Source organism: Rhodococcus sp. IEGM 1381, assembly GCF_030056795.1.
Taxonomy (GTDB): domain Bacteria; phylum Actinomycetota; class Actinomycetes; order Mycobacteriales; family Mycobacteriaceae; genus Rhodococcoides.
In genome coordinates, this window is sequence record NZ_JASHKQ010000023.1 from 26,935 (window position 1) to 51,330 (window position 24,396).

The window sequence follows — 24,396 nt, forward strand, 5'->3', positions numbered from 1 at the left end:
TACTGGAGTTATCAGTGTTAAAGGTGATGCAAATGTTACTCGTCCGCCCATGCGGTTAGGGAAGGCCTCTGACGACCTATAAGCTTCGTTCTCGATATACCGCACCGATACCGAACGGAACCGCACGCACAGTGAACCGACTCGTTCGGCTGGCCCCCGTTCTGTTGGCGATATCGGTGATCAGCCGCTTCGTCTGGGCCTTCGTGACGCCGAACGGCATGAACCTCGTCGATTTGCACGTGTACGTCGAGGGTTCCGCAGCGCTGCTGGGTGACAATCTGTACGACTACACCTACTCGGTGCAGACCCCGGACTTCCCGCTTCCGTTCACGTACCCACCGTTTGCCGCGCTGGTGTTCTTCCCACTGCATTACCTGCCCTTCACTGTGGTCGGCGTCCTCTGGCAGGCCGCGACCATGGCCGCGTTGTTCGCGGTGGTGCGCCTGGCGCTGTCGATGGTCCTGGGCGATGAGCGCGCCGCCGAACCTCGCTGGGTGCGCATCGCGATGCTGTGGACCGCGCTGGGGCTGTGGTCCGAACCCGTACGAACGACACTCGACTACGGCCAGGTCAACGTGTTCCTGGTGCTGCTTGCACTACTCGCGGTACGCAGCTCGCGGTGGTGGATCGCCGGCGGCCTCGTCGGTTTCGCTGCGGGTATCAAGCTGACCCCGGCCATCACCGGCCTGTACTTCCTGGCTACGCGCAAGTGGAAGGCCGCAGCGTTCTCGGCGTTGGCCTTTGCGCTGACGGTCGCGGTCAGTTATGCGGTGCTCGGGCATCAGGCCGCCACCTACTTCACCACGTTGCTCGGCGATGCCGACCGCATCGGCCCCGTCGGCTCGGTCTGGAATCAGTCACTGCGTGGAGCCCTGAGCCGCATCGTGGGCGAGGATGTCGGCCAGGGACCGCTGTGGATCGCCGCCGCCGTGAGCGCCGCGGTCCTTGCTGTGTCGGCATGGCGAGCACTCGATCGCCGCGACTACCTGGGCACCTTGGTCATCGTCCAACTCCTCGGCCTGTTGGTGTCGCCCATCTCGTGGTCGCACCACTGGATCTGGGTGATTCCGATGGTGATCTGGCTGCTGCACGGTCCACTACGCGATATCGCCGGTGCCAAGCTCGTCGCGGGATACTGGCTGGTGACGGTCACGGTGGGGGTGCCGTGGTTGCTGAGCTTCTTCCAGGAATCGATCTGGACCATTCCCCGTCCCGGCCTCGAGGCGTGGGCCGGTGCCGTCGACGTGATCGGATCCGCTCTGTTCCTCGGCTGGGTCGTCTATGCCGGACGCATCAGTTCGCGATCAGTGCATCGATCCGACGCGCCAGATCCACATCCTTCTGCGTGAGTCCGCCGGCAGAGTGCGTCGAGAGCGTGAACGTGAGCGTCCGCCACCTGATGTCGATATCGGGGTGATGGTCCGCCTCCTCCGCGGCGTCGGCCACGCGGTTCACCGCCTCGATCGCTGCGGGGAACGAGGCCAGTTCGACGGTTCGCGTCAGGGATTCATCCACCACCGCCCAGTCGGTGAGCTGGGCGTCTTCGATATCGCGTTCGGTCAGCAGTTCGGTCATAGAAAGATGGTGGCATGTCCGGTACCCCTACCGCTGTGGTTGTCGCAGCCGCGTTGATAGAGGACGGCCGACTCCTGCTCGCGCAACGAACCCGTCCGCCGGAGCTGGCCGGCCGCTGGGAACTGCCCGGCGGCAAGGTGGAGCCGGGGGAGTCCGAGGACGCAGCGCTCGCGCGTGAGCTTCGCGAGGAATTGGGAGTCGAGTGCTCCATCGGTGCGGCGCTGAGCGGCGATGTCGATCTGCCCGGCGGACTGGTGCTGCGTACCTACCGCGCGACGCTGGTCTCGGGAACCCCTGCGGCGCTAGAACATTCGGCTTTGCGGTGGGTGGACGCGGCCATGTTGTCGACGATGGATCTGGTCGATGCCGACCGCCTCTGGCTGCCCGAATTACGCGAGATTCTGCTCACTTCGCCCGGGCGGTCTTGAGGCCCTTCTTGAGGTCCTTCTTGGTTGCGCCCGCCGATTCGAGCTTCTTCATACGCATGATGACCACGGGGCACGAGATGCACCGAACCTTCTTGCGACAACATTTTTTCTTGGGCTTCATCCCCGAGACATCTACGGCCTTTATCTTGCCCATGAACACCAAGACTAATGGGTGGCGCAGGTCACAGACCTGAGGGTGGCGCGGGGCCCGGTCGGACTACGGGTAAACTCGATCAGTCGCGAGAACCTCGCGGTGCAGCGCGCTTCTCTAGCGACATAAGCCCGCTAGCGAACAAGAGCCCGCATTCGACTCCAGGAGAATTTTTCGCGTGAGCGCCCCAAGCAGTGCAGACAACATCGACAGCACCACCACATTTCGCAACGTCGCCATCGTTGCACACGTCGACCATGGCAAGACCACCCTGGTCGACGCCATGCTTCGGCAGTCCGGCGCGTTCGAGGAGCGCGCCGAAGCGATCGACCGCGTCATGGACTCGGGTGACCTCGAAAAAGAAAAAGGCATCACGATCCTGGCCAAGAACACGGCCGTTCACAAGCGCAATGCCGACGGCACCATCACCGTCATCAACGTGATCGACACCCCCGGCCACGCCGACTTCGGCGGAGAGGTCGAGCGCGGCCTGTCCATGGTCGACGGCGTCGTCCTTCTCGTCGACGCATCCGAGGGCCCGCTGCCGCAGACCCGTTTCGTGCTGCGCAAGGCGCTCGCCGCCTCGCTGCCGGTGATCCTGGTCGTGAACAAGACCGACCGTCCCGACGCGCGTATCGAAGAGGTCGTCTCGGAGAGCCACGATCTGCTCCTCGACTTGGCATCCGACCTCGACGACGAAGCGTCCGAGGCGGCCGAGCTCGCACTCGACCTTCCGGTTCTCTACGCCTCCGGCCGCGAGGGCAAGGCGTCGCGCAAGCAGCCCGAGAACGGTAATGCTCCCGATGCCGAGAACCTCGACGAGCTGTTCGAGGTGCTGCTCAGCTACGTCCCCGCTCCCAAGGGCAACGTCGACGCACCCCTGCAGGCGCACGTCACCAACCTCGACGCGTCGGCCTTCCTCGGCCGCCTCGCCCTGGTGCGTATCCACAACGGCCAGCTCTCCAAGGGCCAGACAGTGAGCTGGATGCGGGAGGTCGACGGCGAGCCCGTCGTCCAGAAGGCCAAGATCACCGAGCTGCTCAACACCATCGGTGTCGAGCGCGTTCCCGGTGAGAAGGGTGTCGCCGGCGACATCGTCGCTGTCGCGGGCTTCCCGGACATCATGATCGGTGACACGCTCGCCGATCTGGAAAACCCGGTCGCTCTGCCGCGGATCACCGTCGATCAGCCGGCCATCTCGGTGACGATCGGCACCAACACGAGCCCGCTCGTCGGACGCGTCAGCGGCCACAAGCTCACCTCGCGCATGGTCAAGAGCCGTCTGGATCAGGAGCTCATCGGCAACGTCTCGCTCAAGGTCCTCGACATCGGTCGCCCCGATGCCTGGGAGGTTCAGGGTCGTGGCGAGCTCGCTCTCGCCATCCTCGTCGAGCAGATGCGTCGTGAGGGCTTCGAGCTCACCGTCGGCAAGCCGCAGGTGGTCACCCAGCAGGTCGACGGCAAGCTGCACGAGCCCTTCGAGGAGCTGATGGTCGACACACCGGAGGAGTACCTCGGTGCCGTCACTCAGCTGCTCGCCGCACGCAAGGGCAAGATGGTCCAGATGACGAACCACGGCGCAGGCTGGGTTCGCATGGAATTCATCGTTCCTTCGCGTGGACTGATCGGTTTCCGCACCGAGTTCCTCACGGACACTCGCGGTACCGGTATCGCCAACGCCGTCTTCCACGGCTACGCGCCGTGGGCCGGCGAAATCCGCGCCCGCCACACCGGTTCGCTCGTCTCGGACCGTCACGGCAGTGTCACCCCGTTCGCGATGATTCAGCTTGCCGATCGCGGCACGTTCTTCGTCGAGCCGGGCGCAGACACCTACGAGGGCATGGTCGTGGGCATCAACCCGCGTCAGGAAGACCTCGACATCAACGTCACCCGCGAGAAGAAGCTGACCAACATGCGTCAGTCCTCCGCTGACGTCATGGAGACCCTGGCCAAGCCCAAGAAGCTGGACCTGGAAATGGCCATGGAGTTCTGTGCAGGCGACGAGTGTGTCGAGGTGACCCCCGAGGTCGTCCGCGTCCGCAAGGTGCACCTCGATTCCAACGAGCGCGCCCGTGAGCGTTCGCGCAGCAAGACTCGCGACAAGGCTGCTCTGTAAGACTCATCTCGTGCAGGAGAAGCGACGTGTCACTTTCGTGGGGCGTCGCTTCTCCTGTACCGGTAGCCGACCACGAAGGAGATCCTCGTTGCGCAACGTGCTGATGCCGGCGGTTCTGGTTTCTGCCATCGCACTGGTACTCACTGCGTGCACCGCGGATCCGCCACCTCCGATCGAGAGCGTGGAGACGCCGGTCAGTACGACGATGGTTCCGGCCAAGACCGGCGATCCGGTGGTCGTCGCCATCGACGACGTCGGAATCGGATTCAACCCGCACTTGTTGGCAGACCAGTCGCCCGCAACGGCCGCGGTGAGTTCTCTGGTGCTACCCAGCCCGTTTCGTCCCAACCGGAACGCCGACACCGGGGTGACCACCTGGGAGCCCGACCTGTCGCTGATGATCTCGGCAGAGGTGACCTCGCAATCGCCGTTCACCATTCGCTATCAGTTACGCAACGAGGCGCAGTGGTCGGACAGCGCACCGATCGCCGCCGAGGACTTCCGCTACCTGTGGCAGCAGATGATCACTCAACCCGGTGTGGTCGATTCCGCCGGGTACGCCCTGATCAGTGACATCGCATCCTCGGGCGGCGGCAAGACGGTCGATGTCACTCTCGAATCGCCGTACCCGGCGTGGCAGCGACTGTTCACCGATCTGGTGCCCTCACACCTGCTCAAAGACTCGCCCGGTGGTTTCCAAGGTGGTCTCACCGACAACGTGCCGGTCTCCGGATCCCGGTTCAACATCAAGACCGTCGACCAGGGGCGTGACGAGATTCTGCTCGAGCGCAACGACCGCTTCTGGGGCGAGCCCGCATCGCCCGATCAGATCCTCATCCGCCGAGGCGGTACCCCCGCGCAACTGGCCGATTCTCTGCGATCGGCCGACGCCCAGATCGCCCAGGTTCGTGGTGACGCGGCCTTGCGAGCTCAGCTCTCGGCAATTCCCGGCGTCCGAACCGACACGATCCGGCAATCCCGGGTGCTGTCGATGACGGTCAACGGCCGAGCGCCCAACATGTCGGATTCCATTGTGCGCCAAGGTATTTTCGGTTTGCTCGATCCGAATCTGCTCGCCACTGTCGGAGCGGGCGGTGGCGCGACGGACCGTCGAGCTGCAGCGCACCTCCTCTCTCCCTCCGACCCCGGATACACCGCGACGTCGCCCGCTCCCATCGGCAGAACCGCAGCACTCGATCTGCTGCGACGCGCGGGCTTCGTTCCGACGCCCGACGCAGTGGTCACATCGACACCGACTGCGACCGCACCGACCACTGCAACCGCGCCGACGTCCGATGCCCCGACAGGTGATGCCCCGACAAGTGGTGCCCCGACCGCCGACCCGGCGACGACGAGTGCCCCGGTTCCGGGTGTGCCCCGTCTTGCCGACGCGAGCGGTACTGCGTTGCGGTTCGTGATCGGTGCCGTCGAGAACGACGACATCGCGCTCGCTGTCGCGGGGACGGCCGCGGACGAGCTCGTCAGCGCGGGGGTCGATGCGACCGTCACCCCGCTGCCCGCCGACGAGTTGTATTCGACGGCGTTGACCGACGGGAGCGTCGATGCAGTGGTGGGCTGGAACAGCGCGGGAGTCGACCCCGCGACGGTGCTGGCATCACGGTTCGGCTGTGTCCAGGAGCCCGCCGCAGGCAGCGGCGACCGCGCGGCGGCCCCGCGAAATCTGTCCGGCCTGTGCGTTCCCGAACTTGGACCGACTATCGACAGGGCTCTCCTGAACGGACTCGATCCGTCCGTAGCCACCAACGACGTCGAGCCCAAGCTGTGGTCGCTGGCGTCGGCGCTGCCGATCATGCAGGACTCGTCGGTGGTGGCCGCAGTTCCCGGCATCACCGGCGTCTCTTTGACCGGCCCGGTCGAGGTCGGCATCTTTGCCGACGCAGCGCAGTGGATGCGGACGCCCTCGTGACCGATCGCCGCGGCGACACCGCGACGAATGACGAAGTGAGCACAGGATCGATGACAGAGGCAGTGACGGAGCAGGCGATGACGGAGCCGCAGCGGTTGCTTCTCGTGCATGCGCATCCGGACGACGAGACCATCACCACCGGCGGCACCATCGCCCACTACGTTCGTGCCGGGGCCGACGTCACCGTACTCACCTGCTCGCTCGGCGAGGAGGGTGAGGTGATCGGCGAGACGTGGGCCGACCTGGTCGTCGATCGTGCCGATCAGCTGGGCGGCTATCGGATTCTGGAATTGCACCGTGCCCTCGCGGCTCTGGGCTGCAACCCGCCGCGCTTTCTCGGCGGAGCCGGCCGCTGGCGGGATTCCGGAATGGCCGGGACGTCCGCTGCCCGCAAGCCGCGCGCATTCGTCAACGCCGACCGCGACGAGGCTCTCGGAGCGCTCGTGGCGGTGATGCGTGAGCTTCGGCCGCAGGTCGTCATCGGATACGACCCCGAGGGCGGCTACGGCCACCCCGACCATCAGCAGGTGCACTCGTTGGTGACCGAGGCAGTCGAGGTCTGCGGGACGGCTTCCTACCCCCGGGCCGGGTCTCCCTGGGAGGTCTCGAAGTTCTACTGGACCGTCACCGGCCACGACCAATTGCAGTCGGGACTCGACGCGATCGACGACATTCCGGCCGGGTGGCGACTGCCTGTCGACGGTGAGCTACCCAGCGTGCCCGAGAACACGATCACCACCAGCATCGACATCCGCGATGTGCTCGACGCCAAGCGCGATGCGTTGCGCGCACACGCCACTCAAGTCACCGTCGCACCGTCGGGACGCGAGTACGCACTCTCCAACGACATCGCCCAGCCGATCCTGCTGGACGAGCAGTACGTGCTGGTTCGGGGCGAGCTCGGTACCGATGCGACGGGCAGGGAGACCGACTTGTTCGCGGGCGTACTAGGCTGTGCTTCGCATCACTGAATTCACCACAGGATCGATCTCATCACAGCAGGGGCGGAACATACATGTACAACTGGGTAGTGCAGGACGCCATCGTCGCGTTCGTCGATTCTCTCAAGCCGCAGTTCGGCGCACAGGCAGATCTGTACCAGTACGTTCTGGGCCAGATCGCCATGGGCGCGAGTAACTTGCTCACCTCGCTGGGCTATCCGCCGGTTTCCTGAGTGCCGATGCCCGGTTTTTCGAATGCGATGCACTGAAACAATCCGGGTCAAGGCAGTATTGGGCGCATGATCTCGAAGGCCGCATCCAATACTGTCGCCCTGGTGTCCTGGGCGACTGTCGCAGTACTGGTGTTCGACGGCTTTCTCTCCGGAATTCTGTCGGTCTTCTTTCTGCCGACATACCTCGGTTCGGTGCAATTCCCCATCAGCGCTCTACTCGGCGGCATCGCCAACGTCGCGCTGATCCTGGCCGCACGTAAGGTTGCCGAGCGGTCGATCTGGGTGGCGTCACCCCTGATCGGTTGGTTCGTCGCGGTGGTGTTGTGCATGCTGGGCGGTCCGGGAAACGATGTTCTGCTGCTCGCCGATTGGCGCACGATGCTGCTCATCATTGCAGGGGCGGGCCCGGCCGGTGTTCTGCTGTTCATGTTCCGGATGAAGGCGATCACAGCAAGCGTGCATGCCGACCCGCATCCCGAAGCACATCCTCGATCATCGTCGGCGTCAACAGTCCGGTGAAGGTGTTTCGCTGGCTGACGTGGTAGCTGGCGAACAAAGTGATCGATCCCAGCTCGAGTCGAACTCCATGGCCGAACTTCGGTGCAGGCCTGGGTATTTCCCATCCGTTGGCGGCCAGTATCGGAAGCAGGGACTGCCAGCCGAAGGCACCGAGAACGAGCACCGATCGCAACGTCGGACGCAGCAACCGCAATTCGTCGTCCAACCACGGTTTGCACCTGTCTCGTTCGGCCGGAGTCGGCTTGTTCTGCGGCGGTGCGCAATGCACCGGGGCCGTGATGCGAACTCCATTGAGCGTCAGCCCGTCGCCGATCTGTGTCGCGGTGGGTTGGCTCGCCAGCCCGACGGCATGCATGGCTCGGTACAGCACGTCACCACTGCGATCGCCGGTGAACATTCGGCCGGTGCGGTTCGCGCCGTGCGCTGCCGGAGCAAGCCCCACTATCAGCATCGCCGCGTCGGCCGGTCCGAATCCGGGAACTGCCTTGCCCCAATAGGTTTCGTCCGAGAATGCCGCACGCTTCTCGGCGGCGACCTGCTCGCGCCACCGCACCAGGCGCGGGCAGGCGCGACATTCCGATACCGCGATGTCGAGTTGCTCGATGCTCTGCGGCCGCGTCATGTCAGGTCCGTTGCAGCCAGACGTCCCCGGCTCCCGGGGTGACGGCGTCGATCATCGCCCACGCGTTCTCGATGGGGATGTCGATCACCTCGTAATGTCCGACGCCTGCCGGAGTTGCGGCGACGATGGTGGCTACCCCGGCGCGACGCTGAAAGAACGTTTGCCGCACCGTCCATCCGATGATGCCCGCGGCTTCGAGGCTGTGCCGAGTTCGGTCCAGCGAGCCGTGCTGGGTGATGAGCCAACCGGGTAACACCGCGTGGCCCAGGCCCCGGTAGCGATCGTGAGCCAGGCCGAAAGCAGCGACGAACAACACCGCGATCGCTATCCACGCGAGGATCGGAATCGGCGCGCCGAGATACTGTGCCACTGCCAGGACGGCCGCGATCACCGGCAGCGGCAGCACTGCCCGGGTGTAGCGGCGTCGCCGCGCTGCGGGTCCGTGCTGCAGCAGCGGCCGGTCTGCGCCGCCGTGCAGACCGGCGTCGCCGAGCACCGTGGTCATCATGCGTAGCGCCTCGGCCTGCGGGGCCTGGGGGAGCAGCAGGGACGATTCCTTCTTCTCGGCGCTGACGCCGGTCATGATGGCGTCCAGGCGGGCACCGCTGACCGCGCGGAGTAGCAGCGGTTGGGACAGGGAGGTGCCGCGCAGCCGCTTGCGGTCGAGTGTCGACTGCCGGGTCCGTAGCAGCCCGTGGCTGACGTCCAGGGTGCGACCCTGGTCGGTGACAGTGAGATTGGCGTAGGTCAACAGGTAGCGGACACACGCGAAGATGCTCGACACAACGAGTAGTGCGACCAGGGCCACCACGACGAACACGGCGATTCCGAATTGCTCGGCGGAGTCTATGCTGTTCGAGACCACCGACGACTCGGCCAGCGTCTGCCCCAGTCCGTACTGAAACAGCACGCCGACGGCAGCAGCGATGGTGACGATGCCGGTGATCGAGAACGGGGCGAATCGCACCCACGAGAACTGCCAGTGCGCAATCTCCACTTCGGGATTCGGTGCCGCGGTGGGCATACCGTCGGCTGCCGGAATCTGTCCCGACACTCGCTGCAGCAGATCGACGCGCAGCGCGGGGACCAGTGAGGTGTCGAGCGCGTTGAGCTCGAAGGCCTCGCCCTTGCCCGCCTGCTGGCCGGTGCCGATCCGCAGGATCGACAATCCGAGCACCCGGTGCAGCACGTTCGCTTCCACGTCGACCGAGCGAATCCTGTTGCGCGGGATGGACAGGACTTTTTTCTGCAACACCCCGGTGCGCAATTGCACGTGCACCGGACCGATTCGGTAACTGGTGGTGAACCATCGCAGAATTGCGAACACCACGACGACCGCGAGGATGCCGAGACTCCAGTAGTGATTACCGCTCTGGCTGCCGACGAAGAACGAGATCAACACCACCGGCAGGATCTTGATGCCCTCGTTCACCGGATGCACCAACAACATTCGCTTGTCCAGGCGCAGCCACGGCTGCTCTTCCTCGACGGCGAGCAGTTCGGTCTGATCGGTCATGTCGCGTCTCCGACGGTCCGGCCTGCGATGTCGGTCAGGCGGGCGACAGTCTTGTCTGCGACGTCTCGATCGAGTGCCGTGATCTTTACCGCGCCCGCCGATGACGCCGTGGTGACGGTGACGGTGGCCAAACCGAGTAGACGATCGAGTGGGCCACGTTCGGTGTCGACGGTCTGTACTCGCGAGATCGGTGCGATGCGGCGCTCCTGGCTGAGCCAGCCGGTGCGGGTGTAGACGGCGGTGTCGCTGATCTCCCACCGATGTACGCGATAACGCCACTGCGGCACGATTGCGATGTGCAGGGCCGCCAACACGATCGATGCGACGAGGACAACGACATGCGGCCACGAGGTCCACGTCGAGTCGACGATCGCCCAGACGATCTGGGCGATGAAGACCGGTAGCCACAGCAGACCGGCGCTCAGGGCCCAGAGAAGACGTGCACGTGGAGACGGCTGCCACTGGGGGTCGGTCATCGTTGTCACGGGTACAAACCTAGAGGTGTCCTTTGGTATCCACCACCCCTCGTCGGAGAGGGGTGGTGCACCACCGAGGCCCTGCAGTGGCACGGGCGTACCGGGAAGGCGCATGATCGACGGGTGACTTCTCTACCGGATTCCGTACCAGCCCCCTCTGCGATGCGACGAGTGTTGCGCCGTGCCCGCGATGGAGTGTCTCTCAACGTCGATGAAGCCACGGTGCTGCTACACGCTCGCGGTGACGATCTGACCGACCTGATGACGTCGGCGTCCCGGGTACGCGATGCCGGGCTCGAATCCTCCGGCCGGCCGAAGACGGTCTCCTACTCCCGCAAGGTATTCGTACCCATCACGCGGTTGTGCCGAGACAAGTGCCACTACTGCACGTTCGTCACGGTGCCGGGCAAGCTGAATGCGGCCGGTCACGGGATGTTCATGGATCCCGACGAGATCATCGACGTCGCTCGCAAGGGTGCCGCGCTCGGGTGCAAGGAAGCGTTGTTCACTCTCGGCGACCGGCCGGAGGAGCGTTGGCCCGAGGCCAAAGAGTGGCTCGATTCCCGCGGCTACGATTCGACCTTGGATTACGTGCGCGCCATGTCGATCCGGGTACTCGAGGAGACCGGCTTGCTGCCGCACCTCAACCCGGGAGTGATGTCGTGGCAAGAACTTTCGCGACTCAAGCCGGTCGCCCCGTCGATGGGGATGATGCTCGAGACCACCTCGCGTCGGTTGTTCGAGGAGAAGGGGCAGGCGCACTACGGCAGCCCCGACAAGGATCCCGAGGTTCGGCTGCGCACGCTGACCGACGCGGGCCGGCTCAATATCCCGTTCACGACCGGCATTCTGGTGGGCATCGGCGAGACGCTGCGCGACCGCGCCGAGTCGATCATGGCAATTCGCAAGGTGCACAAGTCTTTCGGGCACGTGCAGGAAATCATCGTGCAGAACTTCCTGGCCAAGTCCGATACCGCGATGCGGTCGGTGCCCGACGCCGGTCTCGAAGAATTCCTGGCGACCATCGCCGTGACGCGCATGGTGCTCGGCCCGTCGATGCGGATTCAGGCTCCGCCGAATCTGGTCGCCCCGGAGGAGACTGCCGCGTTGCTGGGCGCAGGCGTCGACGATTGGGGCGGGGTCTCGCCGCTGACTCCCGATCACGTCAATCCCGAGCGGCCGTGGCCGAACCTCGACACTCTCGCCGAACTGTCGTCGGCTGCCGGATACCGGTTGGTCGAGCGCACTGCCGCGCAGCCGCAGTACGTTCTCGCCGGTGCGCCGTGGATCGATCCGCGGATCTCGGCGCACGTGCGGGCAGTGGCCGATCCGGAGACCGGGATGGCACGCGAGGGCGTGAATCCGACGGGTCTGCCGTGGCAGGAGCCGGACGAGGAGTGGGAGTCCTCGGGTCGGGTGGATCTGAACACCGAGATCGACACCCAGGGCCGTAACACGGAGACTCGGTCGGATCTGGCGAATGCGTTCGGCGACTGGGAATCGATCCGCGAGCAGGTCCGCGATCTCGCAGGCCTCGAGCGGGTGGATCGGGACCTGGTGTCGGCGTTGACGGCAGCGGAGAAGGACCCGGCCGGGTTGTCCGACGAGCAGTACCTCGCGTTGGCGACGGCCGAGGGCCCGGGCATGGATGCCGTCGCTGCGCTCGCCGACGATATGCGCAAGCAGGTCAACGGAGACACCGTCACATACGTGGTGAACCGGAACATCAACTTCACCAACATCTGCTACACCGGTTGCCGATTCTGTGCGTTCGCGCAGCGCAAGGGCGATGCCGATGCGTTCACCCTGTCTACCACCGAGGTAGCCGATCGCGCGTGGGAAGCGCATGTCGTCGGAGCCACCGAGGTGTGCATGCAGGGCGGGATCGACCCCGAACTGCCGGTGACGGGATACGCCGATCTGGTGCGGGCGGTCAAGGCCAAGGTGCCGTCGATGCACGTGCATGCGTTCTCGCCGATGGAGATCGTCAACGGGGCATCGCGCGGAGGCCAGTCGATCCGCGAGTGGCTCACGGACCTGCGGGAAGCCGGGTTGGATTCGATCCCGGGTACTGCCGCGGAGATCCTCGACGACGAGGTCCGGTGGGTGCTGACCAAGGGCAAGCTGCCTGCCGCCGAGTGGATCGAAGTGATCACCACGGCGCACGAGGTGGGGCTGCGGTCGAGCTCGACGATGATGTACGGGCACGTCGACAATCCCTCGCATTGGGTCGGGCACCTGAACGTGCTCAAGAAGATCCAGGACAAGACCGGTGGTTTTACCGAGTTCGTGCCGCTGCCGTTCGTGCACCAGTCCTCGCCGTTGTATCTGGCCGGTGCGTCGCGGCCCGGTCCGACCAACCGGGACAACCGCGCGGTGCATGCTCTGGCACGGATCATGCTGCACGGTCGTATCGACAACATTCAGACGTCATGGGTGAAATTGGGAATCACGGGTACACAGGCGATGCTGAACGGAGGCGCGAACGATCTGGGCGGGACCCTGATGGAGGAGACGATCTCGCGGATGGCGGGTTCGCAGAACGGTTCGGAAAAGACCGTCGCGGAGCTGCACGAGATCGCCGAGGGCATCGGACGACCGGTTCGTCAGCGCACCACCACGTACGGCCCGGCACCGGCGGTGTCGGTCGCCGGCCTGATCTGACCCTGGGTCCTGAATTCCTGAAATGGAGCTTGTCTGACATGGACGACCGTCGAGTCGCCGCGGTGCTGAGCAGTGCCGTCGCCATCATTCATCCCGTGCTCGACATCCTTGCCACACGCGACCCGATCGGGCTCAAGGGCCGAACGTTCCGCAAGTCCTCCGAGGACGATTCGACCCTCGACAACGTGCTCGATTTCCTCGCGAAAGCCTTCGACACCACCGACTTCCCGGGCACCGCAGGCTGGGAGGAGCTCGACAGCAACGCTCGCTCGCAGTGGTGGGTCAACCGGATCGGCGCGCTCAACACCGTGGCCGTGGCGTTCCCCGGTGTGTTCGGTCTGCTGGTCAACCGTCTGCCGATCCAGGATCTGCTCGGGTTCGCCAACCAGGCCATGGTGCTCGTGGCCGTGGCCCGCGAATCGGGTGTGACCGACCGCGAGACGCATGTGGCGCTGCTCGGATCGGTGCTGTGCAAGCGCGATCTGACCTCGCTCGCCGACAGCGTTCCGGCGAAGAAGGAAGAGTCGCCGAAATCCGGTCCTTTCGCGCTGCTGCGCGGAATGTGGCAGATCGCGAACGTGCTGCGCGACGTCGTCGGCGAATTGGACAAGCGTCCGCACCCCCGCGGCATCTACCGCGTGCTCGGTGCCATCCCGGTCGTCGGTGGTGTCGCCGGATATCTCGGTGAGCGCGGCGCTCTCTCGCGGGCCGCCAAGCAGGGACGCAAGTGGCTCGCCGCCCACAAGAAGGCCTCCGCCCTCGGTGCCGACTCGCCCGTGAAGCAACTACGGCGATAGCCGACCGGGGCAGGTGAGGCCACCCTGGTCGGTTTGCCCCAGGCTCGGACGGCGATACTAGGATGCTCAGGGCGCGCGAGCGCCCACAATCGATACAGGAGGGGAGAGCAGCAGTGACTTACTCGATTGCAGAACCGTGCGTAGATGTACTGGACAAAGCGTGCATCGAAGAGTGCCCGGTGGATTGCATCTACGAGGGTAATCGAATGCTGTACATCCACCCCGACGAATGCGTCGACTGCGGAGCCTGCGAGCCCGTCTGCCCCGTCGAGGCCATTTTCTACGAGGACGACGTTCCCGAGCAGTGGAGCGCGTACGTCGGTGCCAACGTCGACTTCTTCGACGACCTGGGATCTCCCGGCGGCGCAGCGAAGCTCGGCAAGACCGACTACGACCCGCCGTTCATCAAGGCTTTGCCTCCCATGGGCGAGAACTGACGCCTTGGCACGTAGAGCGGTGGCAGCGGCGCTGCCCGATTTTCCCTGGGACTCGTTGACCGCTGCCAAGGAGAAGGCGTCGGCGCACCCGGACGGCATCGTCAATCTGTCGGTCGGTACGCCGGTGGATCCGGTTGCCGAGGTGATCCGGGTCGCGCTGAATTCGGTTGCGGCCGAACCCGGGTACCCGACGACCGTCGGCACCGTTGCGCTGCGGGAGGCCGCGGTGGCGGCGCTCGAGCGCCGCTACTCGATCACCGGCGTCGGGGTCGACGCGGTGTTGCCGGCCATCGGCACCAAGGAAATGATCGCCTGGCTGCCGTCTCTGTTGGGTCTGGGAGCCGACGACCTGGTCGTCATCCCCGAATTGGCTTATCCCACTTACGAAGTGGGTGCTCTGCTCGCCGGTGCTCGCATTTTGCGTGCCGATGGTCTTGCGCGTCTCGGCCCGGAGCGAGCGTCGTTGGTCTTCGTCAACTCTCCGTCCAACCCGACGGGAAAGGTGCTCGGTGTCGACCACCTGCGCAAGGTCGTCGACTGGGCCCGCGAGCGCGACGCCATCGTCGTCTCCGACGAGTGCTATCTGGGTCTGACCTGGGACGCCGACGCCGTGTCGGTACTGGATCCTCGCGTGTGCGACGGTGATCACACCAATCTGCTTGCCGTGCACTCACTCTCGAAGACCTCGAACCTGGCGAGTTATCGCGCCGGCTTCGTCACCGGCGACGCGTCCCTCGTGGCGGAGTTGCTCGAGGTGCGCAAGCACGCGGGGATGATGGTGCCGCTGCCGATCCAGGCCGCCATGACCGCGGCGTTGGCCGACGACGAGCACGAGAACATTCAACGCGAGCGATACCGTGCCCGGCGAACAGTGCTCAAAGCTGCCGTTGAGGCAGCGGGATTCACCGTCGACCATTCCGAGGCCGGGCTCTACCTCTGGGCCACGCGGGGCGAACCGTGCCGCGACACCGTCGACTGGCTCGCCGAACGCGGCATCCTCGCCGCCCCGGGAGAGTTCTACGGGCCGAACGGCGGACAGCATGTGCGTATCGCTCTCACGGCCACGGACGAGCGCATCGAGGCTGCGGCGGCTCGGCTTCGCGGGTAGGCCGGGTTTCTCTAGTGCGCTGAGCGTCCACTATTCGGTCCGGCGAACGGGATCCCGCTTCTCGGAGCACAGAGTGGGCGCTCACGTCAGTTGGACCGAGCTCGAGCTGGGTGTTCTCATATACGCATGACCCTCACCCTGCTGCTCAGCTTCGCCGGCGTGTGTTTTCTGTTGGCGATCCTGCCCGGGCCAGATTCGTTTCTGGTGCTGCGTTACAGCATCGGCGGCCTCAAGCCCGGGATCGCGGCGGCGATGGGCGTCGCGATCGGCGGGCTGTTCTGGGCCGTGCTGGTAGCCGTTGGGTTGGCGGCGATCGTCGAGCAGTCGGCGACGGCGTATCGCGTGGTCAAGATCCTCGGCGGACTGTATCTGCTGTACCTGGGCGTGAAGGCGTTTCGGGCACGCCGAAAGAACAAGGTGGCCGGTGAGCCGCTGGTGCCGGTTGCTGCGGCCGCGTGGTCGGCGTTCGGTGCCGGGGTTCTCTCGTGCGCGCTCAATCCCAAGGTGGGCCTGTTCTACCTGGCCGTGGTGCCGCAGTTCCTCACTGTGGTCACGTTCACCGGTGCGATGACGCTCGGCCTGGTGGAGGTGGTGGTGGCCGCCCTGGTGATGGGAGTGTTCTCGGTCGTCGCCTCACGCGCGGTCGCGCTGCTGCGCAAGCCCGCGGTGACCGACTGGCTGGACCGCATCAGTGCCGGATTCCTGGTCGCCCTCGGCGTCGGAACCGTTGCATCCTCGGCCTAGCGGCGACATCGGTCAATCGAGGTCGGGCTCGCCCACGTCCCAGCCGCCGCGTCTGATGCGCAGGATGTAGACCAGTTCATTGCTGCCGAACGCTTCGACGGTGGTGAAGCGCTTCGGCTCGGTGTTGACCTCGGGATTGCGGGCGTGGGCTTCCTCGTAGAGCTGAGTGGCTCGGAGATCGGCCAGCTCTACCCGCGTCCAGAAATCGTCCGATTGCACCGAGTAGACCAGTCTCGGCGCGCCGTCGGTGACATGCGCGATGTCGATGGCGTCGTCGTCCGAATCCTCGTCTTCGAGATCCAGGTCGAGTTCGTCCTCGGAATCGGTGTCCTGCTCGGCGTCGGTTCCGATCAGATAGACGCCCGCCTGCAGGTCACCGGCGGCGACCGTCATGTACTCGGCGTAGTCGCCGGTGTCGATTCCGTCCACGTCCATGTATGTACGGTAGCCATGTGCTGCTTCGTTCACTGAACCCACTCGCCGTTGCGCGGGGAGACGATATTCCCGACGCCATCACCATCGAAGGAGTCTCGCTTTCTCGCGCTGACATCCTGGGTGCGGCCACCTCGGTTGCCGAGCGCATCGCGCGGGCAGACCGGCTCGCGATCTACGCAACGCCCTCGGTCAAGACGGTGCTCGCGGTCGTCGGTGCCCTGATCGCCGGGGTCACCGTGGTCCCGGTCCCGCCGGACGCGGGCGTCGCCGAACGCGAGCACATCCTCCGGGACTCGGGTGCGCAGGCGTGGCTCGGCGAGGCTCCGCCCGATGCCGCCGGGCTCGAGGTTCTACCGGTGCGTCAGCACGCGCGGTCGTGGCACAGCTACGCCGAACCGCAGCCGTCTTCCGTTGCGTTCGTGCTTTACACCTCCGGTACCACCGGCCCGCCGAAAGGCGTCCTGATCTCGCGCAGTGCCATCGCCGCCGGCCTCGACGCGTTGGCGGAGGCATGGAGCTGGACGTGGAAAGACACTGTGGTGCATGGGCTTCCGCTGTTCCACGTACACGGATTGATACTCGGAATGCTCGGGCCACTGCGGGTCGGCAGCCCACTGATTCACACCGGTAAGCCGACGCCGGAGCTCTACGCGGCAGCGCGTGGGTCCCTCTACTTCGGGGTGCCGACGGTGTGGTCGAGGGTCGCCGCCGACGAGACCTCCACCCGAGCTCTCGCGGGCGCCCGACTGCTGGTCTCCGGCAGTGCGCCGCTTCCGGTACCGGTGTTCGAGAAGCTGCGCGAGCTCACCGGCCAGGCCCCGATCGAGCGGTACGGCATGAGCGAAACCCTCATCACCATCAGCACCCGCGCCGACGGTGAGCGTCGCCCGGGCTCGGTGGGAGTGCCGCTCGCAGGCGTCGAAACCCGACTGCGCGGCGAGCAGGGCGAAATCGTGCCTCACGACGGTGAATCGATCGGTGCACTCCAGATCCGTTGCCCCATGCTGTTCGACGGCTACCTGAACAACCCCGAGGCGACGGCCAAAACCTTCACCGAGGACGGCTGGTTCGATACCGGAGATGTCGCCCTCATCGAGCCCGACGGCTTCCATCGGATCGTCGGGCGAGCGTCGACGGACCTGATCAAAACTGGCGGCTATCGCGTCGGCGCGGGGGAGATCGAGACGGTGCTGTTGGGGCACCCCAGCGTAGACGAGGTCGCCGTCGTCGGCTTACCGGACGACGACCTGGGCCAGCGCATCGTGGCCTTCGTCGTGGGCACCGATGTCGAGGATCGGGTGCTCATCGATCTGGTGGCCACCGAGCTGTCGATTCACAAGCGGCCGCGCGAGATTCGCGTGGTCGACTCGCTCCCGCGCAATGCCATGGGCAAGGTGCAGAAGAAGCTGTTGTCATAGTCGTCAGCGGGAGTGGAGCCTGCGGAACGACCCCACAACACGGGAGTGGAGCCTGCGGAACGACCCCACAACACGGGAGTGGAGCCTGCGGAACGACCCACGATGAACGCCGTCGTCAGCGGGGGTGTGAGGTGGCCGTTAGCCTCGAACGTATGACGACACTCGACGGCGCACGCATTCTCGTATTCGGTGCCAGTGGCGGTCTCGGCGGTCCGATCGTCGACCAGCTCGCGAAGGCCGGTGCTCGGTTGACCGTGAGCGGCCGGAGCATCGAGTCGGATCATCACACGGTGGATGCCGATCTGACGCTTCCGGATTCGGCTCGCTCGGTGGTCGCGGAGGCCGTCGAACATCACGGCGGACTGGACGGAATTGTCATTGCCGCAGGTGTCGTGGCGTTCGGGCCGGTGACCGAAGTGGACGACGACACCGTCGACGAGTTGCTGCTGCTCAACTACCTCGCACCGCTGCGGATCCTCCGTTCAGCTCTGACGACCCTGGATCAGGGTGGCTTCGTCCTCAACATCAGCGCGGTGGTGGCCGACAAGCCGATGCCGAACATGGGTGCCTACTCGGCGAGCAAGGCCGCGGCCAGTGCGCTGCTGAAAAGTGTTCGGACAGAAGCGCGTAAGTCGAAGATCAGGATCGTCGATGTGCGGCCACCACACACCGAGACCGGCTTGGCCACTCGGCCGATCGCCGGGCAGGCGCCGAAACTGCCGCAGGGGCTGACCCCGGATTCGGTGGCAGCGCGCATCGTCGCGGCCATCACCGACGACGAGACCGACGTCGGCGCGGACCAGTTCTCGTAGGCGAGACGTTCCTAGGCTATTGTCGGCTTCGTGACCGAGACACACGTGACCGACGCAGCCAGAAGGCTCGTTCGTCGCCGCACCATCGACTTCGGTCTCGTCTGCACCTCCTCCTGTTCGTAACAGTCGATCGAACCCATTCCCGACGGGCTTTTCGCGCTCCTCGGGTAGTTCCGGCAACCCTTTCAATCGAACAGGAATTCTCATGACCACATCTGTGTCCCATCTCGGCGGCGTCATCGCTGCCACCGATGACGCCGTGCAGGCCGACGCGAAGAACGCGAAGGCGGTCTTCCGTGCTTCCGCAACGGCGCACGACGCCGTCGCCAGCACCGTCACACTCGGTAAATACAGCGTCGAGGTCGACGAGCCACCGGCCCTCGGCGGGGAGAACACAGCAGCCAATCCCGTCGAGTACTACCTGGCGTCGCTTCTGTCCTGCCAGGTGGTCACCTACCGCGTCTGGGCCGAGAAGCTGGGCATCGTCGTGGACGACATCAAGGCAAAGGCCGAGGGTGATCTCGACGTTCGCGGATTCTTCGGTTTCGACGACGCTGTGCGCCCAGGATTCGGCGAGGTGCGGGTCGTCGTCACGGTCACGGGGCTGGAGACCCGGGAACGGTACGAGGAACTGCAACAGGCCGTCGACGATCACTGCCCCGTGCTGGATCTGACGCGTAATCCCACCCCGATCCACACCGTTCTCGAAACGGCCTGAGTCCATGAGCGAACGGACATTCGGTCTGCGTACCAGAGCAATTCACGCCGGAGCGAGGCCTGATCCTTCCACCGGTTCGCGTGCTGTGCCGATCTATCAGACGGCGAGCTACGTGTTCGAGAATGCGGCGGACGCAGGCGATCTGTTCGCTCTGCAGAAGTACGGCAACGTCTACAGCCGTATCGGTAACCCGACCGTCGCCGCCTTCGAGGAGCGCATCGCGAGCCTCGAAGGCGGCATCGGAGCAGTCGCGTTCGCAAGTGGGTTGGCGGCCGAGTTCGCGGTGTTCGCCGCTCTCGCGGGCACCGGGGACCACATCGTCGCGGCGGCGGGTCTCTACGGCGGCACGGTGACTCAACTCGACGTCACGCTTCGTCGCTTCGGTGTCGACACCACGTTCGTTCCGGGCACCGATCCGGCGGATTATGCTGCTGCAGTCACAGATTCGACCAAACTCATCTACGCCGAGATCATCGGCAACCCGTCGGGGGAGATCGCCGACCTCGACGGTCTCGCCGCCGTTGCGCACGAGCACGGGATCCCGTTGGTGATCGACGCGACGATGGCGACGCCGTGGCTGAGCCGGCCCATCGAATTCGGTGCAGACATCGTGATCCATTCGGCGACGAAGTTTCTCGGCGGACACGGCTCGACACTCGGGGGAGTAGTGGTTGAATCCGGTCGATTCGACTGGGGCTCGGGCAAATTCCCTCAGATGACCGAGCCGGTGGCCTCGTACGGGGGCCTGTCGTGGTGGGGAAACTTCGGCGAGTACGGCTTTCTGACCAAGCTGCGCAGCGAGCAACTGCGCGACATCGGTGGTGCGTTGGCACCGCAATCGGCCTTCACCCTGATCCAGGGAGTCGAGACGTTGCCGCAGCGCATGGACGCACACGTGGCCAATGCCCGAGCGGTGGCCGAGTGGCTCGAACAGGATTCCCGCATCGACTATGTGAGATGGGCAGGGCTGCACAGCCACCCGCACCACGAACGTTCCGAGAAATATCTGCCCGCCGGACCGGGCGCGGTGTTCGCCTTCGGTATCGACGGGGGCCGCGACGCCGGGCAGACGTTCGTCGAGAGTGTCCGGGTCGCCAGTCATGTGGCCAACATCGGTGACGTGCGCACCCTGGTGATTCATCCGGCCAGCACCACGCACCGGCAACTGACCGATGATCAACTGCGCGGAGCGGGCGTCGGCCCGGAATTGATCCGCATCAGCGTCGGACTCGAAGACGTCGAGGACATTGTCTGGGATCTGGATCAGGCTCTGACGCTGGCAACCGGAAAGGCACGCTCGTGAGGACAAGCACCTGGCAGGGCCCGTCCGCCCAAGAGCGTCAGCGGATTCTGCGAGAAACCAGGACGGTCGCAATAGTCGGTGCGTCCAAGAACCCCTCGCGGGCATCCTATTTTGTCAACCGGTACCTGTCGTCGACGAGCAACTACGAGATCTTTCTCGTCAATCCGACGATCACCGAGATCGAAGGAACGACGGTCTATCCGACGCTCGCAGACCTGCCGAAGCCGCCGGATCTGGTCGACGTCTTCCGGAAGTACGACGACCTTCCCGCGGTGCTCACCGAAACCATTGCAGCGCAGGCGAAGACGATCTGGCTGCAGCTGGGACTATGGCATGAGCAGGTGGCCCTCGACGCCGAAGTAGCCGGCTTGAACGTCGTCATGGACCGTTGCCTCAAGATCGAACACGCGCGATTCCATGGGGGATTGCATCTGGCCGGATTCGATACTGGAGTGATCGATTCGCGTCGCACACTCGGTTAGGGGTCATGCTTTCAGCAGGCGACCGCTGATCACCGTTGCCAGACCGCGCGGTGCGAGGCGTACGCTGCCCGCGCTGATCTTGTTGGACAGACCGGACACGACACTGGCCGGAGTGCGACGAGAGTCCAACGCGCGCAATGCCGTCGAGACCACCTGCTCGGATGTCTGAAAATTGCCCACCGCGGCGTCTTTCGATCCCACGACGTCGAAGAACTCTGTGCGGGTGGGGCCGGGGGAAAGTGCCAGCACTTTGAGCGGGGAACTGCGGTACTCGAACGCCAGGGCTTCGGTGAAGTTCAAGACGAACGCTTTCGTCGCCCCGTAGACGGCCATGTTGGGCGTCGGTTGATACGCGGCGGTACTCGCCACGTTGATCAGCGCACCGGTCAAGTTCGCCAGGAATGCCTGCGTGAGGTCGACCAGCGCACTGACGTTGAGAGCGATCTCTGCTGCCACGCGCTCCGGATCCTCGTCGGCGAACCGTCCGTGTGTTCCGAAGCCTGCGTTGTTGATCAGAGAAGTGGGAGTGATTCCTTTCTCGGCCAACGTGGTTCGCAATGCCGCGCCGACTCCAGGTACGCCCAGGTCCATGGCCACGACGGTGGCAGTGACGCCGTGGTCGGCTTCGATGCGGCGAGCGAGCGCCTCGAGTCGATCGGCCCGCCGCGCCACGAGGACGACGTTCTCGCCGCGCGCGGCGAATCGGGTGGCGAATTCCTCGCCGAGGCCTGAGCTTGCTCCGGTGATGAGCACTGTGGAAGTCATGAACGCAAATGTAGGCAGTGTCAGCATTGTTGTCAATGCCAACATCCCTTAGGGTGAGTGCATGGCAACGCGGAGCTACCACCATGGTGACTTGCGGGCGGTATTGCTCGACGCGGCGGAACGGAGCATTGCGCAGGGTGGCGTCGACGCGCTCTCGCTGAGGCAGTTGGCCAGAGATGTCGGAGTCAGTCATGCCGCCCCGGCTCGCCATTTCCGAGACAAACAGGCGTTGCTGGATGCGCTGGCGCTACACGGTTTTCAGGAGATGAACCGTCGGATGGCCGCCGCCGCGACCGGTCCCGGCGAGCTGATGTCGCGATTTCGTGGCGTCGCACGTGCCTACCTCGGATTCGCCGTCGAGCATCCCGAACTGCTGGATGTCATGTACAGCACCAAACATCATCCCGATGCCAGCGAAGACCTGAAAGCTGCTGCGGGCCAGAGCATGACGGCAACCCAAGCGTTGCTGAAGGACGCCATTGGCGCCGGCATGATCACCGAGGCACCCCCCGAGATACTCGCTCGGGTGGCATTCGCGAGCGTGCATGGCCTTGCGGTGCTCGCCACCGGTGATCTCCTCGACGGCGTCCCCGTCGAGGACCTACTCGATGCAACCGTCGACACTCTGATGCGCGGGTTCACCTGATCGCGTCGTTCCACAGGCTCCACTCCTGACTAAGTTGAGTGGCATGACCGAATACGACCTGCAACGTTTCGCGGACGCCCAGGACCCCGTCTGGAATGCAGTGACGAAGGAACTGAAGGCGGGACGCAAGCAGACGCACTGGATGTGGTTCGTGTTCCCGCAGTTGGCGGGGCTGGGCCGCAGTGCAACTGCTCAGCACTTCGGCATCGCCGATCTGACCGAGGCGGAACTGTACTTGTCTCACGAGGTGCTGGGGCCGCGCCTCAACAAGGCAGCTCGGCTGACCGTTGGAATCGAGGGCCGGACGGTCGACGAGATCTTCGGTTATCCGGACAATCTGAAACTGCACTCGTCCATGACGCTTTTCGCCGAAGCTACCAAGGGCACGTCCGTTTTCGAAGAAGTGTTGCAAAAGTATTTCGACGGTGAATCCGATGGCGGAACACTCGACTTGCTCGACGAGCGATACCGCTAGCATCGCTCCCATGACGACTCCACTCGCCGGATCCATTGCCTTCGTTCACGCCAGCTGGCACCTGGACATCGTCGACCGCGCGCGAGTGGGTTTCGCAGCCGAGCTCGAGCGGCTCGGCCATGCCGGGACGTCCATCGACGTCTTCGAGGTCCCGGGAGCATTCGAGATCCCGCTGCATGCGCAGCGGCTGGCGAAGACCGGGAAGTACTCGGCGATCGTTGCCGCCGCATTGGTGGTGGACGGCGGAATCTATCGACACGACTTCGTCGAGACGGCGGTCATCGACGGTCTCATGCGAGTGCAGCTGGACACCGACGTCCCGGTGTTCTCGGTGGTGCTCACTCCCCACCATTTCCACGAGCATGCCGACCACAATGCCTTCTTCACAGCGCATCTCGAAACCAAAGGGGCCGAGGCGGCGCGAGCTGTCGTCAAAACTCTGGCGTCGCTGGGAACCATCGGCTGACGCCGTGGTCGATTCTGTGCGCGGGCCCGATTGCCACTCTGCGCGTGAGCTGGATGAAGTACTCGCGGAACTCGTACGGCGAGAACCGATCTTCCATCGCCGCGAGTACGGCACCGCGCGGGACGACTTCGAGCGACTCACCGATCCAAGTTTCTGGGAGATCGGAGCTTCGGGGCGGATCTACAGTCGCGAACACGTCTGGTCGGTCCTCGACGACCGGTACCTGTCCGACCCCAGCGGTCGTCTCGACGGTGATTGGGAGACCAGCGGGTTCGAGCTACGGGAAATTGCCCCAGCCACCTACCTGATGAGGTACACACTGCGGCTCGACGGCAGGCATACCCGCAGAACTACGTTGTGGCAGCAACGTGACGGTGACTGGAAAATCCTCCATCACCAAGGAACCGTGATCGCAGTCCACGAATCGTGAAGTGTGACGGATAAGCCGACCTCTATCACGAGCTACCGACAGGTTTGCGATCACGAATACTTATGTAGGGCAATAGTTTTCGATTCGACTATCCTTGCGCATCGAACATGAGTTCGATATTCTTGTCTCCATGACCGCAGAGATCTGGCAACTGAGCGAGACAGAACTCCTCGCCGACGCTGCTGATGTCTC

The 24,396-nt window shown here is 64.7% G+C and carries 28 protein-coding genes; 21 read left to right on the forward strand and 7 right to left on the reverse strand.

What is annotated here, in order from left to right:
- Positions 1-131 precede the first annotated feature (131 nt).
- Positions 132-1,349, forward strand: a complete 1,218-nt coding sequence (locus tag QM797_RS25090; protein WP_283278425.1) for a mannosyltransferase — start codon at positions 132-134, stop codon at positions 1,347-1,349.
- Here QM797_RS25090 and QM797_RS25095 read toward each other — a convergent pair.
- Positions 1,294-1,575 carry a 4a-hydroxytetrahydrobiopterin dehydratase gene (locus tag QM797_RS25095; RefSeq protein ID WP_283278426.1) on the reverse strand — a complete coding sequence of 94 codons (282 nt, stop codon included), beginning with the start codon at positions 1,573-1,575 and terminating at the stop codon, positions 1,294-1,296. The genes QM797_RS25090 and QM797_RS25095 overlap by 56 nt on opposite strands.
- Before the next feature lie 14 nt (positions 1,576-1,589).
- On the opposite strand from QM797_RS25095, the gene QM797_RS25100 reads away from it, so the two are divergent.
- Positions 1,590-2,003 carry a (deoxy)nucleoside triphosphate pyrophosphohydrolase gene (locus tag QM797_RS25100; RefSeq protein ID WP_283278427.1) on the forward strand — a complete coding sequence of 138 codons (414 nt, stop codon included), beginning with the start codon at positions 1,590-1,592 and terminating at the stop codon, positions 2,001-2,003.
- Here the strand turns inward: QM797_RS25100 and QM797_RS25105 are convergent.
- Positions 1,981-2,157: a hypothetical protein gene (locus QM797_RS25105; protein WP_283278428.1), complete on the reverse strand. Its 177-nt coding sequence runs from the start codon at positions 2,155-2,157 to the stop codon at positions 1,981-1,983. The genes QM797_RS25100 and QM797_RS25105 overlap by 23 nt on opposite strands.
- A gap of 175 nt (positions 2,158-2,332) precedes the next feature.
- Between QM797_RS25105 and typA the strand changes: the two genes are divergently transcribed.
- From typA to QM797_RS25130, 5 genes are all read left to right on the forward strand, one after another.
- Complete coding sequence (gene typA / locus QM797_RS25110; protein ID WP_283278429.1) at positions 2,333-4,270, forward strand: translational GTPase TypA; 1,938 nt, start codon at positions 2,333-2,335, stop codon at positions 4,268-4,270.
- A gap of 103 nt (positions 4,271-4,373) precedes the next feature.
- Entirely contained in the window at positions 4,374-6,197 is a 1,824-nt protein-coding gene (locus QM797_RS25115) for an ABC transporter family substrate-binding protein (RefSeq protein WP_283278453.1), read from the forward strand.
- Positions 6,198-6,247: 50 nt separating this feature from the next.
- Entirely contained in the window at positions 6,248-7,168 is a 921-nt protein-coding gene (gene mshB / locus QM797_RS25120) for an N-acetyl-1-D-myo-inositol-2-amino-2-deoxy-alpha-D-glucopyranoside deacetylase (RefSeq protein ID WP_502942394.1), read from the forward strand.
- A 44-nt stretch (positions 7,169-7,212) separates the two neighbouring features.
- Positions 7,213-7,371, forward strand: coding sequence for a hypothetical protein (locus tag QM797_RS25125; protein ID WP_008714214.1), 159 nt, complete (start codon positions 7,213-7,215; stop codon positions 7,369-7,371).
- 66 nt (positions 7,372-7,437) lie between these two features.
- The gene (locus tag QM797_RS25130) at positions 7,438-7,890 is read left to right on the forward strand and encodes a hypothetical protein (RefSeq protein WP_283278430.1); all 453 of its coding nucleotides are present in this window, start codon (positions 7,438-7,440) and stop codon (positions 7,888-7,890) included.
- On the opposite strand, the gene QM797_RS25135 is transcribed toward QM797_RS25130, so the two are convergent.
- From QM797_RS25135 to QM797_RS25145, 3 genes are read right to left on the reverse strand one after another with little or no spacing between them, the layout of a single operon-like run.
- Positions 7,817-8,512 (reverse strand): uracil-DNA glycosylase, encoded by a 696-nt coding sequence (locus tag QM797_RS25135; RefSeq protein WP_283278432.1) that lies wholly within the window; start codon positions 8,510-8,512, stop codon positions 7,817-7,819. The two genes, QM797_RS25130 and QM797_RS25135, sit on opposite strands and share 74 nt — an antisense overlap.
- A gap of 1 nt (position 8,513) precedes the next feature.
- A complete protein-coding gene (locus QM797_RS25140) occupies positions 8,514-10,028 on the reverse strand; it encodes a PH domain-containing protein (RefSeq protein ID WP_283278433.1) in 1,515 nt (504 codons plus the stop codon).
- A complete protein-coding gene (locus tag QM797_RS25145) occupies positions 10,025-10,504 on the reverse strand; it encodes a PH domain-containing protein (RefSeq protein WP_283278455.1) in 480 nt (159 codons plus the stop codon). The genes QM797_RS25140 and QM797_RS25145 overlap by 4 nt, the downstream gene beginning before the upstream one ends.
- A gap of 123 nt (positions 10,505-10,627) precedes the next feature.
- On the opposite strand from QM797_RS25145, the gene QM797_RS25150 reads away from it, so the two are divergent.
- The 5 genes from QM797_RS25150 to QM797_RS25170 all read left to right on the forward strand — a co-directional run bounded on the left by QM797_RS25150 (position 10,628) and on the right by QM797_RS25170 (position 16,254).
- Positions 10,628-13,168, forward strand: coding sequence for a bifunctional FO biosynthesis protein CofGH (locus QM797_RS25150; protein WP_283278434.1), 2,541 nt, complete (start codon positions 10,628-10,630; stop codon positions 13,166-13,168).
- A gap of 38 nt (positions 13,169-13,206) precedes the next feature.
- On the forward strand, positions 13,207-13,965 hold the full coding sequence (locus tag QM797_RS25155) for a hypothetical protein (RefSeq protein ID WP_283278435.1): 759 nt from the start codon (positions 13,207-13,209) through the stop codon (positions 13,963-13,965).
- A 113-nt stretch (positions 13,966-14,078) separates the two neighbouring features.
- Positions 14,079-14,402, forward strand: coding sequence for a ferredoxin (gene fdxA / locus QM797_RS25160; protein ID WP_008714223.1), 324 nt, complete (start codon positions 14,079-14,081; stop codon positions 14,400-14,402).
- A gap of 4 nt (positions 14,403-14,406) precedes the next feature.
- Positions 14,407-15,510, forward strand: coding sequence for a succinyldiaminopimelate transaminase (dapC, locus tag QM797_RS25165; RefSeq protein ID WP_283278437.1), 1,104 nt, complete (start codon positions 14,407-14,409; stop codon positions 15,508-15,510).
- Positions 15,511-15,636: 126 nt separating this feature from the next.
- Positions 15,637-16,254, forward strand: a complete 618-nt coding sequence (locus QM797_RS25170; RefSeq protein WP_032380586.1) for a LysE family translocator — start codon at positions 15,637-15,639, stop codon at positions 16,252-16,254.
- Between the two features lie 12 nt (positions 16,255-16,266).
- Here the strand turns inward: QM797_RS25170 and QM797_RS25175 are convergent, their stop codons facing one another.
- Complete coding sequence (locus QM797_RS25175) at positions 16,267-16,689, reverse strand: hypothetical protein (protein WP_032380587.1); 423 nt, start codon at positions 16,687-16,689, stop codon at positions 16,267-16,269.
- A 2-nt stretch (positions 16,690-16,691) separates the two neighbouring features.
- Here QM797_RS25175 and QM797_RS25180 point away from each other — a divergent pair, with 2 nt between their 5' ends.
- The 5 genes from QM797_RS25180 (at position 16,692) to QM797_RS25200 (ending at position 21,422) form a co-directional block, all read left to right on the forward strand.
- On the forward strand, positions 16,692-18,107 hold the full coding sequence (locus tag QM797_RS25180; RefSeq protein ID WP_283278438.1) for an acyl-CoA synthetase: 1,416 nt from the start codon (positions 16,692-16,694) through the stop codon (positions 18,105-18,107).
- 152 nt (positions 18,108-18,259) lie between these two features.
- Positions 18,260-18,919 (forward strand): SDR family NAD(P)-dependent oxidoreductase, encoded by a 660-nt coding sequence (locus QM797_RS25185; RefSeq protein WP_283278440.1) that lies wholly within the window; start codon positions 18,260-18,262, stop codon positions 18,917-18,919.
- A 205-nt stretch (positions 18,920-19,124) separates the two neighbouring features.
- The gene (locus QM797_RS25190; RefSeq protein ID WP_283278441.1) at positions 19,125-19,637 is read left to right on the forward strand and encodes an OsmC family protein; all 513 of its coding nucleotides are present in this window, start codon (positions 19,125-19,127) and stop codon (positions 19,635-19,637) included.
- Between the two features lie 4 nt (positions 19,638-19,641).
- Positions 19,642-20,940 carry an O-acetylhomoserine aminocarboxypropyltransferase/cysteine synthase family protein gene (locus QM797_RS25195; protein ID WP_283278442.1) on the forward strand — a complete coding sequence of 433 codons (1,299 nt, stop codon included), beginning with the start codon at positions 19,642-19,644 and terminating at the stop codon, positions 20,938-20,940.
- Positions 20,937-21,422, forward strand: coding sequence for a CoA-binding protein (locus QM797_RS25200; protein WP_283278443.1), 486 nt, complete (start codon positions 20,937-20,939; stop codon positions 21,420-21,422). Before QM797_RS25195 ends, QM797_RS25200 begins: the two co-directional genes overlap by 4 nt.
- 3 nt (positions 21,423-21,425) lie before the next feature.
- Here the strand turns inward: QM797_RS25200 and QM797_RS25205 are convergent, their stop codons facing one another.
- Positions 21,426-22,187 carry an SDR family NAD(P)-dependent oxidoreductase gene (locus QM797_RS25205; RefSeq protein WP_283278445.1) on the reverse strand — a complete coding sequence of 254 codons (762 nt, stop codon included), beginning with the start codon at positions 22,185-22,187 and terminating at the stop codon, positions 21,426-21,428.
- Between the two features lie 61 nt (positions 22,188-22,248).
- On the opposite strand from QM797_RS25205, the gene QM797_RS25210 reads away from it, so the two are divergent.
- The 4 genes from QM797_RS25210 to QM797_RS25225 are packed head-to-tail and all read left to right on the forward strand — an operon-like array spanning position 22,249 to position 24,204.
- Entirely contained in the window at positions 22,249-22,833 is a 585-nt protein-coding gene (locus QM797_RS25210) for a TetR/AcrR family transcriptional regulator (RefSeq protein WP_283278446.1), read from the forward strand.
- A gap of 43 nt (positions 22,834-22,876) precedes the next feature.
- A complete protein-coding gene (locus QM797_RS25215; RefSeq protein ID WP_283278448.1) occupies positions 22,877-23,308 on the forward strand; it encodes a DUF1810 domain-containing protein in 432 nt (143 codons plus the stop codon).
- 10 nt (positions 23,309-23,318) lie between these two features.
- Positions 23,319-23,774 carry a 6,7-dimethyl-8-ribityllumazine synthase gene (locus QM797_RS25220; RefSeq protein ID WP_283278449.1) on the forward strand — a complete coding sequence of 152 codons (456 nt, stop codon included), beginning with the start codon at positions 23,319-23,321 and terminating at the stop codon, positions 23,772-23,774.
- A gap of 4 nt (positions 23,775-23,778) precedes the next feature.
- Entirely contained in the window at positions 23,779-24,204 is a 426-nt protein-coding gene (locus QM797_RS25225) for a nuclear transport factor 2 family protein (RefSeq protein ID WP_283278450.1), read from the forward strand.
- Positions 24,205-24,396 lie beyond the last annotated feature (192 nt).

What these genes read in the sequence shown, in the direction of transcription:
- QM797_RS25095 (WP_283278426.1), bottom strand. Translation starts at nt 1,575, where the DNA reads ATGACCGAACTGCTGACCGAACGCGATATCGAAGACGCCCAGCTCACC.
- QM797_RS25100 (WP_283278427.1), top strand. Translation starts at nt 1,590, where the DNA reads ATGTCCGGTACCCCTACCGCTGTGGTTGTCGCAGCCGCGTTGATAGAG.
- QM797_RS25105 (WP_283278428.1), bottom strand. Translation starts at nt 2,157, where the DNA reads ATGGGCAAGATAAAGGCCGTAGATGTCTCGGGGATGAAGCCCAAGAAA.
- QM797_RS25115 (WP_283278453.1), top strand. Translation starts at nt 4,374, where the DNA reads ATGCCGGCGGTTCTGGTTTCTGCCATCGCACTGGTACTCACTGCGTGC.
- mshB (WP_502942394.1), top strand. Translation starts at nt 6,248, where the DNA reads ATGACAGAGGCAGTGACGGAGCAGGCGATGACGGAGCCGCAGCGGTTG.
- QM797_RS25125 (WP_008714214.1), top strand. Translation starts at nt 7,213, where the DNA reads ATGTACAACTGGGTAGTGCAGGACGCCATCGTCGCGTTCGTCGATTCT.
- QM797_RS25130 (WP_283278430.1), top strand. Translation starts at nt 7,438, where the DNA reads ATGATCTCGAAGGCCGCATCCAATACTGTCGCCCTGGTGTCCTGGGCG.
- QM797_RS25135 (WP_283278432.1), bottom strand. Translation starts at nt 8,512, where the DNA reads ATGACGCGGCCGCAGAGCATCGAGCAACTCGACATCGCGGTATCGGAA.
- QM797_RS25140 (WP_283278433.1), bottom strand. Translation starts at nt 10,028, where the DNA reads ATGACCGATCAGACCGAACTGCTCGCCGTCGAGGAAGAGCAGCCGTGG.
- QM797_RS25145 (WP_283278455.1), bottom strand. Translation starts at nt 10,504, where the DNA reads ATGACCGACCCCCAGTGGCAGCCGTCTCCACGTGCACGTCTTCTCTGG.
- QM797_RS25155 (WP_283278435.1), top strand. Translation starts at nt 13,207, where the DNA reads ATGGACGACCGTCGAGTCGCCGCGGTGCTGAGCAGTGCCGTCGCCATC.
- QM797_RS25170 (WP_032380586.1), top strand. Translation starts at nt 15,637, where the DNA reads ATGACCCTCACCCTGCTGCTCAGCTTCGCCGGCGTGTGTTTTCTGTTG.
- QM797_RS25175 (WP_032380587.1), bottom strand. Translation starts at nt 16,689, where the DNA reads ATGGACGTGGACGGAATCGACACCGGCGACTACGCCGAGTACATGACG.
- QM797_RS25180 (WP_283278438.1), top strand. Translation starts at nt 16,692, where the DNA reads ATGTACGGTAGCCATGTGCTGCTTCGTTCACTGAACCCACTCGCCGTT.
- QM797_RS25185 (WP_283278440.1), top strand. Translation starts at nt 18,260, where the DNA reads ATGACGACACTCGACGGCGCACGCATTCTCGTATTCGGTGCCAGTGGC.
- QM797_RS25190 (WP_283278441.1), top strand. Translation starts at nt 19,125, where the DNA reads ATGACCACATCTGTGTCCCATCTCGGCGGCGTCATCGCTGCCACCGAT.
- QM797_RS25195 (WP_283278442.1), top strand. Translation starts at nt 19,642, where the DNA reads ATGAGCGAACGGACATTCGGTCTGCGTACCAGAGCAATTCACGCCGGA.
- QM797_RS25205 (WP_283278445.1), bottom strand. Translation starts at nt 22,187, where the DNA reads ATGACTTCCACAGTGCTCATCACCGGAGCAAGCTCAGGCCTCGGCGAG.
- QM797_RS25210 (WP_283278446.1), top strand. Translation starts at nt 22,249, where the DNA reads ATGGCAACGCGGAGCTACCACCATGGTGACTTGCGGGCGGTATTGCTC.
- QM797_RS25215 (WP_283278448.1), top strand. Translation starts at nt 22,877, where the DNA reads ATGACCGAATACGACCTGCAACGTTTCGCGGACGCCCAGGACCCCGTC.
- QM797_RS25220 (WP_283278449.1), top strand. Translation starts at nt 23,319, where the DNA reads ATGACGACTCCACTCGCCGGATCCATTGCCTTCGTTCACGCCAGCTGG.